At 41.2% G+C, this 13,818-nt stretch carries 16 protein-coding genes; 5 read left to right on the top strand and 11 right to left on the bottom strand.

Annotated features, from left to right (window positions below; translation table 11 throughout):
- Positions 1 to 8: 8 nt before the first annotated feature.
- The 6 genes from ACO05G_RS15955 to ACO05G_RS15980 all read right to left on the bottom strand — a co-directional run bounded on the left by ACO05G_RS15955 (position 9) and on the right by ACO05G_RS15980 (position 3,832).
- Positions 9 to 818 carry a M48 family metalloprotease gene (locus ACO05G_RS15955; protein WP_421763638.1) on the bottom strand — a complete coding sequence of 270 codons (810 nt, stop codon included), beginning with the start codon at positions 816 to 818 and terminating at the stop codon, positions 9 to 11.
- 141 nt (positions 819 to 959) lie between these two features.
- Entirely contained in the window at positions 960 to 1,430 is a 471-nt protein-coding gene (locus ACO05G_RS15960; protein ID WP_348282895.1) for a hypothetical protein, read from the bottom strand.
- An 86-nt stretch (positions 1,431 to 1,516) separates the two neighbouring features.
- Complete coding sequence (locus tag ACO05G_RS15965) at positions 1,517 to 1,684, bottom strand: Lacal_2735 family protein (RefSeq protein ID WP_421763639.1); 168 nt, start codon at positions 1,682 to 1,684, stop codon at positions 1,517 to 1,519.
- Positions 1,685 to 1,841: 157 nt separating this feature from the next.
- On the bottom strand, positions 1,842 to 2,282 hold the full coding sequence (locus ACO05G_RS15970; RefSeq protein WP_421763640.1) for an SRPBCC family protein: 441 nt from the start codon (positions 2,280 to 2,282) through the stop codon (positions 1,842 to 1,844).
- Between the two features lie 12 nt (positions 2,283 to 2,294).
- On the bottom strand, positions 2,295 to 3,005 hold the full coding sequence (locus ACO05G_RS15975; RefSeq protein WP_421763641.1) for a CPBP family intramembrane glutamic endopeptidase: 711 nt from the start codon (positions 3,003 to 3,005) through the stop codon (positions 2,295 to 2,297).
- On the bottom strand, positions 3,002 to 3,832 hold the full coding sequence (locus ACO05G_RS15980; RefSeq protein WP_421763642.1) for a helix-turn-helix domain-containing protein: 831 nt from the start codon (positions 3,830 to 3,832) through the stop codon (positions 3,002 to 3,004). The genes ACO05G_RS15975 and ACO05G_RS15980 overlap by 4 nt, the downstream gene beginning before the upstream one ends.
- Positions 3,833 to 3,993: 161 nt before the next feature.
- Between ACO05G_RS15980 and ACO05G_RS15985 the strand changes: the two genes are divergently transcribed.
- Entirely contained in the window at positions 3,994 to 4,482 is a 489-nt protein-coding gene (locus ACO05G_RS15985) for a GNAT family N-acetyltransferase (RefSeq protein ID WP_421763643.1), read from the top strand.
- Here ACO05G_RS15985 and ACO05G_RS15990 read toward each other — a convergent pair.
- Both ACO05G_RS15990 and ACO05G_RS15995 read right to left on the bottom strand, forming a co-directional pair.
- A complete protein-coding gene (locus ACO05G_RS15990; protein ID WP_421763644.1) occupies positions 4,479 to 5,408 on the bottom strand; it encodes a polysaccharide deacetylase family protein in 930 nt (309 codons plus the stop codon). The two genes, ACO05G_RS15985 and ACO05G_RS15990, sit on opposite strands and share 4 nt — an antisense overlap.
- Before the next feature lie 53 nt (positions 5,409 to 5,461).
- Complete coding sequence (locus tag ACO05G_RS15995; protein WP_421763645.1) at positions 5,462 to 5,623, bottom strand: Lacal_2735 family protein; 162 nt, start codon at positions 5,621 to 5,623, stop codon at positions 5,462 to 5,464.
- A gap of 137 nt (positions 5,624 to 5,760) precedes the next feature.
- On the opposite strand from ACO05G_RS15995, the gene ACO05G_RS16000 reads away from it, so the two are divergent.
- The 3 genes from ACO05G_RS16000 to ACO05G_RS16010 are packed head-to-tail and all read left to right on the top strand — an operon-like array spanning position 5,761 to position 8,017.
- Positions 5,761 to 5,949, top strand: coding sequence for a glutamate--tRNA ligase family protein (locus ACO05G_RS16000; protein ID WP_421763646.1), 189 nt, complete (start codon positions 5,761 to 5,763; stop codon positions 5,947 to 5,949).
- Positions 5,901 to 7,217, top strand: coding sequence for a glutamine--tRNA ligase (gene glnS, locus ACO05G_RS16005; RefSeq protein WP_421763647.1), 1,317 nt, complete (start codon positions 5,901 to 5,903; stop codon positions 7,215 to 7,217). The genes ACO05G_RS16000 and glnS overlap by 49 nt, the downstream gene beginning before the upstream one ends.
- 5 nt (positions 7,218 to 7,222) lie before the next feature.
- Positions 7,223 to 8,017 carry an MOSC domain-containing protein gene (locus tag ACO05G_RS16010; protein WP_421763648.1) on the top strand — a complete coding sequence of 265 codons (795 nt, stop codon included), beginning with the start codon at positions 7,223 to 7,225 and terminating at the stop codon, positions 8,015 to 8,017.
- On the opposite strand, the gene ACO05G_RS16015 is transcribed toward ACO05G_RS16010, so the two are convergent.
- On the bottom strand, positions 8,014 to 8,727 hold the full coding sequence (locus tag ACO05G_RS16015) for a membrane or secreted protein (protein WP_421763649.1): 714 nt from the start codon (positions 8,725 to 8,727) through the stop codon (positions 8,014 to 8,016). The genes ACO05G_RS16010 and ACO05G_RS16015 overlap by 4 nt on opposite strands.
- Before the next feature lie 123 nt (positions 8,728 to 8,850).
- Between ACO05G_RS16015 and ACO05G_RS16020 the strand changes: the two genes are divergently transcribed.
- Positions 8,851 to 10,011 carry a hypothetical protein gene (locus tag ACO05G_RS16020; RefSeq protein WP_421763650.1) on the top strand — a complete coding sequence of 387 codons (1,161 nt, stop codon included), beginning with the start codon at positions 8,851 to 8,853 and terminating at the stop codon, positions 10,009 to 10,011.
- A 7-nt stretch (positions 10,012 to 10,018) separates the two neighbouring features.
- On the opposite strand, the gene ACO05G_RS16025 is transcribed toward ACO05G_RS16020, so the two are convergent.
- Both ACO05G_RS16025 and ACO05G_RS16030 read right to left on the bottom strand, forming a co-directional pair.
- Complete coding sequence (locus ACO05G_RS16025; RefSeq protein WP_421763651.1) at positions 10,019 to 11,377, bottom strand: hypothetical protein; 1,359 nt, start codon at positions 11,375 to 11,377, stop codon at positions 10,019 to 10,021.
- An 11-nt stretch (positions 11,378 to 11,388) separates the two neighbouring features.
- Positions 11,389 to 13,659 (bottom strand): acylase, encoded by a 2,271-nt coding sequence (locus ACO05G_RS16030; RefSeq protein ID WP_421763652.1) that lies wholly within the window; start codon positions 13,657 to 13,659, stop codon positions 11,389 to 11,391.
- Positions 13,660 to 13,818: the final 159 nt, after the last annotated feature.

Raw genomic sequence — 13,818 nt, forward strand, 5'->3', positions numbered from 1 at the left:
AATGCCTACTAGTTGGATAGCGCCGCTTTAAATTCATCATAGTCAGAGACCGCATCTGCTCCCATCGTAGTATCGCAACCTTCGTCAGCTGCCTTCGCATTGATGTCTGCTACACGATTATCTGGGCTGGGGTGAGTGCTCAAAAACTCCGGCTGAGTTTGTGCGTCGCTATCCAAAAGCTTTTGAAAAAAGCCAGCTGCTCCGTTGCAAGCATAATCATTTACATCCGCCAGATAAAGTACAGAGAAATCGTCTGCTTCAGCTTCCGCATCTCTACTAAATTTTAAGCTTCCGAGTGATGACGCTATTTGTGTAAGAAGCCCTGGGTCTCCTCCGGTAATTATACTAAGAAGAACACTTACACCATATTGTCTTTGAAGCTGCTTTGAACTGTGACGTTGATCTGCATGAGCAATTTCGTGCCCCATGACCCCTGCAAGATGATCTTCCGTGTCCAGGAAGAAAATCAAACCCGTATACACATAGATCTGACCACCGGGAGTAGCAAATGCATTTAACGTTTCAGGATCATCGATGATGTTGACCTTCCATGGAAACTCTGTACGATAGGTGACACTGCTTGAAGCTAAAATGGAATTCATCATACCCTCCAGGTACGTGTATGCCTCTATGTTTGAAGATCGATCTAAAATCGGAAATTGCTCTGGCATACTTTCAATTTCAGCAGCTACCTGTTGTCCCAGTGAAATGTCGTTGTTGATACTGAATAAAACGATATCTCCATTTTTGTCACATGAGACAGTAACAACCATGCAGGTAATCAGAAAAGAAAGAATAAAGGCGTTGAATTTTTTCATTTTAATGCTTTATCGTAACGGATAATGTTTTGGGAATAATCTGCAATTTATAAAGAGAATGACTGAATGCTGATTATGCGGACTCTAGTTTGATAACCCATTCAACTCTTTCTTGTTCAATTAGACTTATTGCCAGAGTTATTAAAGCTGCTCTAGTTCAAACCGATAATCGGCCTGTAGGTCTTCATGTAGACTTGATAATGCCTTTTCAATTCGTTTAATTTCTCGGTGATACAGGTTGTTGATTGTGTTGTGTCTGCTTATTGCAATACCTGAAGCCTTGATTTGCTGACAAAAATATAAGCGGACCTCTACCTCGGTTTGCTTTTGACCGGAATATCTTAGCGATTTATTCAGGGATCGTACAATTTTTTGGAGCCCCTTCTTAACATAATAGAGGTGATTCGTATTGATCTCATCCATCAGGTCATCTATATCCTCCTTCAACAACTTGATGTAGCTCTGTTCATCGCCCGCTTCAAAGAGCAAGTATGTGAGAAGTTCTTTATTGTCCTTTTTAAATCTTCCCAGCCTTAAGCATATAGCCAGTACCTCTTCAGGATTCCTGTGCTTAAGCTCTCTTTTTATCTCTGCCAGTGATGCCGCTTTCATCTTGTATTCTCTTAGAAAGTGTTGAAGTTAGCAATAAACTTAATTCGTCATCACATGATCTCGGCTACTAAGCTTTCCTCCTAAACTCAGGCTGCCTGAAGCGCTATAATTTGCTTCTGTATCTCCTGCGCCTCAACTTGCTTTTTCTTGCTCTCCTCCGGATTTGATTTAGAAAGCACATAAGCTTCTTTCATTAATTTATCGTATTTCTTTTGAAGTGATGTAGCACTGTTTCTTTTGAATAGATTCAACATAATTGGCTTTGTGAATTATTGATTTTTTTGTACAAAGCGAAGATTAGGATATGCCTGACCTCAAACAATGGCCATTCCACGAAATGGGGTAATAATTCGATGGAAAACGCCATGAAACAGCGTTGCTAACCATTTGCTAACCCTTCACAGAAAGCGATTATGTCTTTTCGAATGTTTTCTTATAAATCGGCTTGCGATATAGGAATTGACCGTACAACAAAGGGTACATCACTAGATCACTTAAAATAGTGCCCGTGCTAAAGGTTATGTCGTCAATGATGGTGGACCCGGATTCTTCATGCTCCACCCCATGATGATGCTTCCATTTTTTCAGAAAAAAAGGAAGCTTTACTCCTACATCGATGAAATGCCAGCTTACTTCTGTTTCAGTCTCTTCGACTATCTCGCTCTTCCATACTTGCTTAAACAATAGAAAGTTCAATTCAAGGATTACCTCATCTCCTGCACTACAACCATCAAATTGTTTCAGCTTTACCGGGGGAAACGGGGGATTTAAAGAAAGAAACAAATCCTCGGTAAACCCCTTCTTTATTTCTTTCAATGATGCACCAACCTTTGTTCTAATCTGAATTCTCATTCATTAATGAACTCATTCTGATCCATTAAGTTTGGTTTCCCATTCTTCCTGAACTACCACGTATTTCACCCAGATAAAAACAATGAGCGGAATGAGAATCATGGAAATAAGAAAGTTTATTAAGGAAACCACATCTCCTACCATTTCTCCACCACGATGAATCAGCAATTGATCTCCCAAAGGACCTTTTGAGAAGATAGAATTCAAAGTAAAGTTCCAACCCAGGTGAAGCCCAAATGCGAGGTAAATGGATTTGGTTTTATAAAAACTCAGGGCCCATGCATAACCCATCAGTCCTGTTCCAATAAAGATCAAAATCATAGGCACTAGATTGCCAAAGACACCAAACGAAAACCAATGATAAATACCAAATGCTGAGGCAGAAATCAGCATTGCCTTTTTAGGACTTAAGAATCTGACAAGTAAATAAAGAAGTGCTCCTCGATAAATCAGCTCCTCGGTTAAGACTGATTTTACATTCCACCATAAACCCTCAACGATTTGCAGTGCTGAAAACCCTGGATTCAATGTCCAACCTGCTGTTCCCAAAACAACCTCTATCCCTTGTGCAAGACAGCAAAGTGTTGCTGTAATGATGAATCCAATAAAAAACTGATTTAGTCTTTTGGCTTTGGGAAAGATCCCGATAACCTCCAAATGCTTTCCTTCGATCAGGTAAACCAGAACCCAGCTAATAACCAGGGCAATCAATATCCCTATCATAGCTGCCCCTCTTTGATTAGCTGATCTGCCTTCGATAACAATACAATCTCTACAATAAGTAAGGGGGCAAGCAACACCAATCCGACAAAAGAGAAAATCAATGTGATGTAAGAAATTCCAAAGGCTACTTCCAAACGACCCGCAATCTTAGCAATACGACCCATTCCATCTTGTAACTCCAATAACCCGAGTCCAAAAATGATTGAAATAACTCCCAATGGAACTACAGCAAATGCACTGTTTAAGTATTCAATTTTGGATGAAAGTAAAACGATGATATCAAAACAATAGATAACCGTAATGACACCAATAGATAAATAGGATGCTATTTTAAGAAGTCGGTTTTCAAATAATGTGCTAAGTGATAGAAACCCTCGGGTAAAAAGAAAAAATGAAATAATGATGACCAGCTTGATTGCAACAAGAGTAGTTATTAGATATGTAGAAACCTCCTCCATAAGAATTGACTCCACTGCAATTTCGATGATGCTGAAAAGAAAGAAAACAATACCTCCGATCCATGCAGGAGTAATTGCGTTTTTCAATTGCTGTTCCGTAGAATTAATGAGTAGCATTTGTTTTAATGTTTTAATTGAAAATTGATTTTCAACAATCACATCCGATGAAGAATACCAATCCGCCTGATTCTCCCCCAAGGCCTCCAACAAGATTTTTACAGTAGAAGCTCTAGGAGTCACCGCTCCTGCTTCTATTCGTTGAATGGTGCGAACACTCACATGACATTTTTCTCTTAGCTCATGCTGCGTTATTCCTTGTTGAGTTCTCAGTTCCAGAAGTTTGCTTCCCAGCGTTGGTTGTTCGATCATGTTTTTATCATTGTTTGCCACAATGCTACCTGAGTCACAAATGTGGTTCAAATAATTGAGGTGACGTTAGTGCGTCATTTACTAAATGCGTTACTTGAATGAATGGAAGTCAAGTTTTTATAGAATTCGTGCTTAACTTGAAATCCTATATTTCCTTGATTATGATTCGGTTCGCTAAATCTGAAGATGCTCAATCCATTGTTGCTATTTACAACCATTACATCCTCCACTCACATGCAACATTTGAATTGACAGAGATTGATACTGATGAAATGATAAGCAGAATTCACAAAGTTCAAAAGGAATTCAATCTGCCCTGGCTCGTAATGGAAATAGATAAAGAAATTGTAGGCTATGCTTACGCAACGCAGTGGAAGGCAAGAGTAGCTTATTCAAAAACTGTAGAGACCTCTATTTATCTACATAAAGATCAAGGAGGAAAAGGGTATGGAAAACCCTTGTATAACGAACTCATGAGCCAATTGAAACTACTTGGCTATCATGCCATCATTGGGGGAATGTCATTGCCCAATGAAGCCAGTCAGGCACTTCATGAAAAAATTGGATTTATAAAAATCGCGGAGTTCAAAGAGGTCGGCTTTAAGTTTAACCAATGGATAGATGTGGGCTATTGGGAGCTGATTCTTTAGTTGGATAAGTTTTTGACAAACTCCGGGGTTTGTGCTTCGCCTTCAAAGAATTCACCTTTTAATCCCTGGCTGATCCCCCACCATTGGATCCATGAAATACCCCAATCACTGTACTTAGTGATTTCCCGTTCATATGCCGGATCTTTTAAGACCTCAGATTGAGAGATGAACATGTAGCCATGATTTTCAAATATCGTCAGAAGTGCATCAAGGTATACTGAATTGAGATAGTTTGCATGGATAAGTAGCGTATGGTCCATGTTTCGATCTAATAGGTCCATAGATGCTTTTTCGAAGTATAACAGTTGGTTTTCCATATACTCCAAATAAGCTTCTCCGACTCTTTTCATCATCTCTATATCCTTATTTTTATAGGCTACTGCATATGCCTTTGCGAAAAGGTATTCCTCATTATCAATGGTAACCGGTGCAGGCGTGTATCCATTGTCAGCAAGAAATTGATTGAGCGAATCTGCCTGACTTTTTCGTTCGCCAATCCTGAGATATGGGTGACGAAAATATTCCACTTTACTCTCGTACTTTAATGCTAACTCCTTGATAATTTTCTCCCCTTTTATCACATCTTCGGTATACTCTTCAAACGCAACCCTATTAAAGTTTTTATGAGAATAGGTATGGTTCCCCAACTCGTATCCTTCCTCCAACCAGCGCTCTAGTAGCTTAACCCTACGCTCATCCGGTTGCCCATTTGGACGAACTTTATTTTCATTGACATAACCAATCGCCGGAACTTCATGCTTCTTAAAGGCAGCTAACAGTCCTTCTGTGATTGCCTCTTCATGTCCTTCGGTTTTTATTCCATATTTGACTAGTGGGAGGTCATCAACAGTTACACACATTCTTTTTTGTTGAGCAAAAACGATTTGTGATACCGCTAAAGCAAGAAAAATTACAGTCATTCTCATGATTGCAATTATAACTATAAAAATAGTTTTATTACTATAATTATAGTTGTAATTTATCTTTTAGCAACAATCTCTCTTTGGATTTCCAATGCCTGCTTTTGCTTTTCCATACTCTGTTCCGGATTGGCTTTTGACAGAATATATGCTTCATGCATCAATTTATCATACTGTCTTTGAAGGGATGAAATGTTTGGCTTTCTAAAAAATCTAATCATTTGAATCTAGTAATTAATGGTTAACATCAATCTTAGACGGTGTGATCTCCAAAAACCCTCCACTCTGTAATGAAGTGATTTAGTATGGATAGATTTTAACTAATCATTCCCCTACTTTTGCACCCTAATTTCAAATTATGGACGAGGCAAAAAAATCTTTGAATTTCATCGAGCAAATGATCGAAAAAGATCTGCAAGAAGGTAAGCATGACGCAATTGTCACCCGCTTTCCTCCGGAACCTAATGGCTACTTGCACATCGGCCATGCCAAGTCCATTTGCCTAAACTTTGGGCTCGCAGAAAAGTATGGTGGCAAAATGAAATAAAAGGTACTCCAACAAAAAATGGAAAGCATAGTCCATTTAGGAACCGATCAGTTGAAGAAAATCTGGATCTTTTTGCTCGTATGCGTGCTGGAGAATTCAAAAATGGAGAGCGGGTGCTTCGTGCAAAGATCAATATGAGTTCTCCTAACATGCACATGCGAGACCCGATTCTGTATCGAATCAAACAACTTCCGCATCACCGAACCGGCTATCAATGGTGCATCTATCCCACCTATGATTTCGCGCACGGTCAATCTGATTCCATTGAGAAAGTAACTCACTCATTGTGTACGCTGGAATTTGAAGTACACAGGCCCTTATATGAGTGGCTGATCAATGAACTAGAAATATACCCTTCAAAGCAAACCGAATTTGCCCGATTAAATCTCAGTTATACCATCGTCAGTAAGCGAAACCTGCGAGAGCTTGTAGAACTTGGTCATGTAAATGGATGGGACGATCCAAGGATGCCCACCATCTCAGGAATCCGAAGACGTGGTTTTACTCCTGCTTCCATACGCAAGTTTGCCGATACCATTGGTGTTGCTAGAAGAAACGGGATCACGGACATTGCGGTACTGGAACATGCAGTTCGCGAAGACCTGAATGCAACGACCAATCGAGTCTTTGGTATAATGAATCCGCTGAAGGTCATCATTACTAATTGGCCCGAGGATAAGACCGAAATGATGACAGCAGTCAACAATCCTGGTGATGAATCTGCGGGTACCCGTGAGATGCCGTTCACCCGTGAGATTTATGTCGATCAGTCTGATTTCATGGAGGATCCTCCAAGCCCAAAAAAGTGGTATCGCCTGGGCCCTGATCGTGAGGTTCGTTTAAAGTTTGCTTACATCATTAAGTGCACAGGATACAAAAAAGCAGAGGATGGTACCGTTGAGGAATTGTATGCTGAGTACGACCCGGAAACACGAAGTGGTCAGGATACCAGTGGAAAGAAAGTAAAAGGAACTCTTGGTTGGGTCTCCGTTCCTCATGCTGTAAAAGCAGAAATAAGAGAATACGACCGACTTTTTAGAACAGAAAATCTGAATGCAATCGACGATGACTTTAAAAATCACCTGAACCCGGAATCGCTAAACATCAATACTGATGCGGTACTTGAACCCTCATTGAAAAACGCGAAAGTGGGTGACCAAATGCAGTTTGAGCGCATTGGTTATTTCCGAGTAGATGAGGATTCTACGGATGAAAATCTGGTTTTCAACCGAACAATCACACTTAGAGACAACTGGGCCAAAAAGTAGTGTTTATGAAAGTATCCGATCTATATATCTATCCGATTAAATCACTACAAGGCATTTCGCTTTCGGAGGTAGAGGTTTTGGAAAGGGGTTTTAGGTATGACCGGCGCTGGATGCTGGTTAATAAAGATCATGGTCATGTGACCCAGCGGACACACCCACAGCTTTCTCAGGTGGGAATCCGGTTGCAGGATCAAAACATCATTGTCTCGCATTTGGACCTGCCTGATTTGGTGTTTCCACTAGTCTTAGAAAGCGAAACCAACATTCAGGTAACAGTATGGGGTGATGAGGTTCAAGCTATTGAAGCGGCACCTCATATCAATGAGTGGTTTTCTAAGATTGCAGGGGAAGACTGCAAGCTCGTCTTTATGCCGGAGAACGCTACCAGACCAGTAGATCCTGACCGTGCATTTAATAATGAAAATGTGAGTTTTGCTGATGGCTATCCATATCTGATCATTGGCCAGGCCTCCCTGGATGACCTCAATTCAAGGATGGAAGTGAAGCTGCCTATGAATCGGTTCAGACCCAACATTGTCGTTGAAGGAAGTGAAGCCTATGAAGAGGACCATTGGAATGATATTCAAATCGGAGCATTGAAATTCCATGTAACACATCCGTGTAAGAGATGCGTATTCACTACGGTTGATCAGGAAACCGGTAAGAAAGGGGCTGAGCCCTTAAAAACACTTGCGACTTATCGAAGAGAAGGCAATGATGTCATTTTCGGTGTGAACACACTTTCTTTAGAAAATGGACAGATAAATGTCGGGGATGAAGTTGTGGTCGTCAAAAACTAATCTCTCATACTCCAAACCTCATACAGTGGTTCACCTTTGCTACTCTTACCAGAGTGGTGCCACTTGCCGTCTTTGAGTTCATAGTTGAATTCCAGACTAGCACCTACACGGCTGTCGTCTCTGGAGAAAAATTCAATATTCTCCGTGTATTTGCCATCAATGGTGGTGTAAGTTCCACCTCCTGTTCCCATGAATTGTTTGGTCTCTGTGTTATAGGCAATCCAGTGGAATCGAGTGCCAGACAATATCTTCATCGTTTTTCTTGGGCGGTCCGTATCCCGTTGCTGGACCTCTCCATTACGCTTCCTTCCGGACATCAGCCATGCGCCATTGAGATCTCCAGGTGTTCCATCATCTACCCTGGTTGCCCAGGCGTCCATGCCCACTCTTCGCATTTTGTCGGATCCATCCCACTCAATCTCGAAGGAGGCCGTTTCTCCTACTTTATCAGGTTCAGCTGTATTAAACTCAGCCACTTCAGTCATGTTATTTCCATCCAGCTTCCAGGTTCCACCATTGGTTTTTACAAATGCTCCTGTCTCAGCATCAAACCATGCAGCCGCCTGATAACTTTCTGAAAACGTAACGACTCCCTTTATTTTTTTTCCTTCTTCGTCTGTTTCCAACCACTCCCAGGCACCCACCAAACTTTGTGAAAAGCAAATCTGACTGACTAAAAACAACAAGGATAGAAGTAATGTCTTTTTCATATTCTTTGATCTAATGTTCCTCCTCTAAGCTACTGAATTAAAGATGCAGATCGAAATCCAAAATGGGCTTGAGTAAGGGAATAAGACTGGCAAGACTGTTTTATGCACATAACCTACTACAAAATGAAAAAGCTCTCTTCTCAATTATTCATTCTATTTCTTGCTCTATTAACAGCTCCTACATCAGGCTGTGAATCAGATGATTCCAGAGAAACACCCACGTTAACACAGTTGAACATTTCCTCGACAAATGGAAATAGGTTGGATATCGTAAGTGACGAAACCACAGTACTCACGGTGGTTGGGCAGGATCAATCAGGCAACAGTATTGGTATCAACTCTTCCATAGAATGGAGCGTAAACAACTCAAATGTCAGTATTGATGCAGATGGTAAAGTATCAGCACTGGCAGTGGGTGCTTCAGTGATTACCGCAGCTGCAGAAGGGCTGGAAACTACTTTCGATATTTCTGTGTGGGACAGCTCAGCCCCTCGTACGGATATTTACGTTAGTGATGCTGGGAACTTTGACAGTCCGCCCTGGCAAATACTTATCTATGATGAGAATGGTGCAAACCCTCGGGTATTTACGAATGACCGAGTCGCCTGGCCTCAGGACATTCTCATTCTGGAGGATCAGGAGGTGGTTTTAGTTTCCAATTTAAATACAGGAACAATTACAAAATATGATGTAAATAGTGGTGACTTCATCTCTAACTTTGCATCAGGAATCGGAGGCCCTACCCGAATGAAAATCGGGCCTGACAACTTACTCTATGTGCTTCAGTGGAGTGGTAACGGGCTGGTTAAAAGGTATGAACTCAACGGAACCTTCGTTGACGATTTTACCTCCGTTGGCATTACCCAAAGCATTGGGCTTGACTGGGACACTGAAGGGAACCTTTACGTTTCTTCATTTGATGGAGCTACTGTGAGAAAATTTGACTCATCCGGGAGTGACATGGGTTTATTTATATCTTCTGGTTTGACCGGGCCCACCAACATCTGGTTTGCCGCGGATGATCTGATTGTTAATGATTGGTCTGGCGGTGCTATTCGAAGGTATGACAACAGTGGCAACTTTCAGGGTAACATCGTTTCCGGTCTAAGTCAGGTGGAAGGAATCGCCATCTTTGATAATGGGAACTTTATTATCGGGAATGGTGGGACTGCTTCCGTCAAAATGTATAATTCAGGAGGGAATTATATCAAAGACCTTGTTCCAAGCGGTCGAGGTGGCTTGATCAAGCCAAATGCGATAACATTGAGAAAAGTGAATCAATAAACGGAAATTAATCTACGTAATACGCACCAAACAGTATCATCATCTCATCTGAGCTTCTCAGTCCAAATTTGAGATCTCTGTTTTCCCAATTATCATAGGTAGCTTCAAGTCTTAACGCCTCCCCTGGTTCCAATACATGTGGCGGGTCGAACTCCAAGATAGGAGGGTGCTCCCAATCATAGGAAATATAGATTAGTTCCCCGTCTTTTGGCCCTCCTACATGATATACTTTAAATTCAGTCATGTGCTCATGTGCATGAGAGAAAAGCTGGAAAATATTTATTCGTTCATTGAAAAAATAATCTTTGGTAATGGTTGTTACTTTTCCCGCTGGAAGCGTAAAATTTTGATTATTGAGGTTGAGAATTTCTGCCACATGCTCCACTTCTGAAAATGGAATGGTGTGTAAATTCCCATATACTTCACCAATCATTACATTATCAGTTCTGTTTGCATAATGCGCATTTAAGTCTAGTCCTTTTCCAGCATTAAACTTTAGTGCCACACCTTCAGGATAATGATAGTTCATTCTAGGCCACTGGGTACCCGCAATGAATTCATGATATAAAAGAGGGATAAGATTTTTTGTAATTGGCTGCTGGTTTTCATCGTATAAATCTCGGATCTCCAAAGGTTCAGGAATGGCAACCGAAGGAGTCTCATCTTCAAAAGCATAAAAAATAAAATGATGACTGCCCTGTCTCATTGTTATTTCGATTTGATTGATGTAGATATCTTCATCAGAGACTGGAGGTTCGTAATAGAAAAACTCGCGATCTGTTTGCGGATCAATTTCAAAAGGGCCCAAGTGGAATTGAAATCCACTTTCGGGTTTGGCAAGTGGTTCAAAAGGCAGAGCTTCAAATCTTGTCTCATCATTTAGTATTGCTACATCAGCGACCTGACCTGTTTTAGGCGCTCCATTTATGATCCATTCTATAATAAACTCTAACTCTCCATTGGTTAAAAAATCAGCACCCAAAGGCATAATCGCTCCGTAAAGCGGATGATCCGAGTAAAAATGTTCCTGGTCATTGGCGTTGAGCTTTTCCCACAAATAACTTTTAAATAAACTGGGAAGTCCCTCATTACCTACCAATTCTAATCCATCTTCCAACGCTGCTTTGTTATTGGGAGCCCTACCCACCAGCTGATCGTAGGATTCTCCGGTCGTAAGAACAAGGTCCGATTGCCTGGCGAACGATGACCCTGCAGCATGGCAACTAATACATTGAGTATCCCAAATCTGTGTCTGAATTACCTCATAAGTCTGCATTTCAGAAATAGGAGTAGGCCCCTTTTCATTGGCACAACTTGCCAATAAAAGCAGGGACGAAAAGGCTGAAACTAGTTTGAAAAACTTCATAATAATACTTTTTAACGTTTACCCGGCTGATACGTTTCTTCTGCTCTGGCATCAACATCTTCTCTATAAAATGCGGCATCCTTAAACTGGCCATCAGCATACATTTGTGCCTGATCATTAAAGTGTGGTGAGTTAGGATCGCTACTCTGTCCTCCTGCAAGTATGGTTTTAGCCCGAACCTTTTCACCAAACTCAACTGCAGCAACAAAGCTATTGCCTCTTGTGCCATAGATTTTATTTACATCGTGGCTGCCTCTCATTCCAAAGGCTGCCAAATGACCCCACATTGCTGTCGTAAAACCTACTGGAATACTTGGTGCAAAGTCATCAAAAGACGCATCAATTGCACCAGATATCCGCTGAAAGCGATTGATCTCACCCCAAGGAATAATTGAAGTGCTGTATCGTTCGTTCATTTCATCAATGGCTAATTGAAATATCTTAATTCTTTCTCCCATTGGCATATCCGTTCCAAAATATTCGAAACGTTCTATCCCCTTCAAATTGGCAGGAATTTCGCCGTGACGATAGAGCATCATACCATAAAAATGGGCTAAACTCATGGCTTTCGATTCAATGCTTGTTTTAAAATCCCAATTTCTTAGTAAATCAATTTCCTCATTTAAGGACTCATCGCCAAGCGCATCATAAGCCTCCACTAAACCCGGTATCACTTTTTCAAAGGCTGGTAAATAAGGATTATAACCAAGGCTGATTAAGCCATCCAGATCGATGCTATTTACCCCGGATAACAGTCTTATTGCATTTACTCCCCTGAAATTTTCGGGCGCATTGTACATGTACTGTGGGTAATTTTCCTTTTTGGGGCTGTTTTCAGCAGCAGAAGTGAAAGGCGTGGAATTACAATTCTGTATCCATCCATTCGATGGATTAAAAACAGTGATTGCCTCTGCTACCGGATGTAACCCTTGCCAGTCAGTGGCCGGATCACTACCATCGACGGGTTGCGTATAATCAAATTGCTCATCTCTAATGGGAATAAAGTTTCCATGATAGTAGGCAATGTTTCCCTCGGAATCAGCAAAGACGGTGTTGTTGGAAGAGTTCGTTCTGATATCCATCATTTCGTTAAACTCCTCCAGGTTTTTCTTTTTCGAACGGATATATGATTGCTCTAAAGCTTTTACCGGTTCCCACATCATTGAAGTGGCTACCCACTGATCATCAATTTTATGGGTGATAGGTCCGTGATGTGTCCGGTAGATTGGAAAGGTTTCTTCTTTCATCCCATCTTCATTCTTATATTTCAAGGTAACCTCTTTCACTTCTACCGCTCGCTCTTCTTCCCCGTATTGATAATACAATCCATCTTCTTTTTCGATGATGGTTTCCTTAAACTCATCTATAACATCAGTGTATGTGGAAGTATGCATCCAACCGGTATTTTCATTGAACCCCTGGTAAACAAAAAATTGTCCCCAGGTAACAGCCCCATAAGCATTGAGGCCCTCTTCACTCACTGTATGAACTTCCCCTCTGAAATAAAATGAAGTATGAGGATTAATAAGCAGCATTGCTTTTCCTGACTCGGTGAGATCGCCTGAAATTGCAAAGCCATTAGATCCTTGTGGTTCTTCGAGGAGGAGTTCATTTTCCAAAAATCCTCCCACCTGACCCCCTCCAAAGGGGGAGTTGTTTGCCTCCTTGCCATTGAGATGAGTGGCCTTATATCCCTCTTTAGGAGAGGGGTAGGGAGAGGACCTCTTCAAAGTGCTTATCTCATTGGCATTCAATGCTTCATAAAACGCCTTGATCTTCCGAGTTGACACACGCTCGATATCTCCCCCGATCGATCCTTCGGTAAAATACATGGTCATCCAGGGTTCATACTTTTTGATCACGTAAGGTTTGACCTCAGGGTGTGTGTGCAGGTAATAGTTAATACCGTCTGCCCATGCTACACATAATTTTTTGAGCCAATCCGGAGCAGACTCGTAATATTCCTTCGCCTCTTCTTCTGTCATGAAAAGTCGAGCCCGGAGGTCACTGTACAGCACATTCTCTCCTTCTACTTCTGCCAACCGACCAATGGCCCAGGTAAAGTTTCGTTCCACTCTTCTGAAGTCGTCTTCACATTGTGCATACAGCAACCCGAAAACTGCATCTGCGTCGGTTTTACCATACACATGGGGGACCCCAAAATCATCTCGGATGATGGTGATATTTTCGGCTTGTGATTCCCATTTTTCAACTTCCGGGTTTGAAGTTTCAGGGGTGCAGGCAATAAATAAAATGAAAAGGAGGGTGAGAATTCTGTACATAGGTTAAATGGGTTGAATTTGATGTTTATCAAATATATTAACAAATACGACCAATATATTTTTGGTCATCCTGAACTTGTTTCAGGATCTATGTACTTTTCGGAAAAGATTCTGAAATAAATTCAGAATAACCCTACTCATTATGACAATTGAAACAAT

This window comes from Ekhidna sp., from assembly GCF_965227465.1.
GTDB lineage: Bacteria > Bacteroidota > Bacteroidia > Cytophagales > Cyclobacteriaceae > Ekhidna.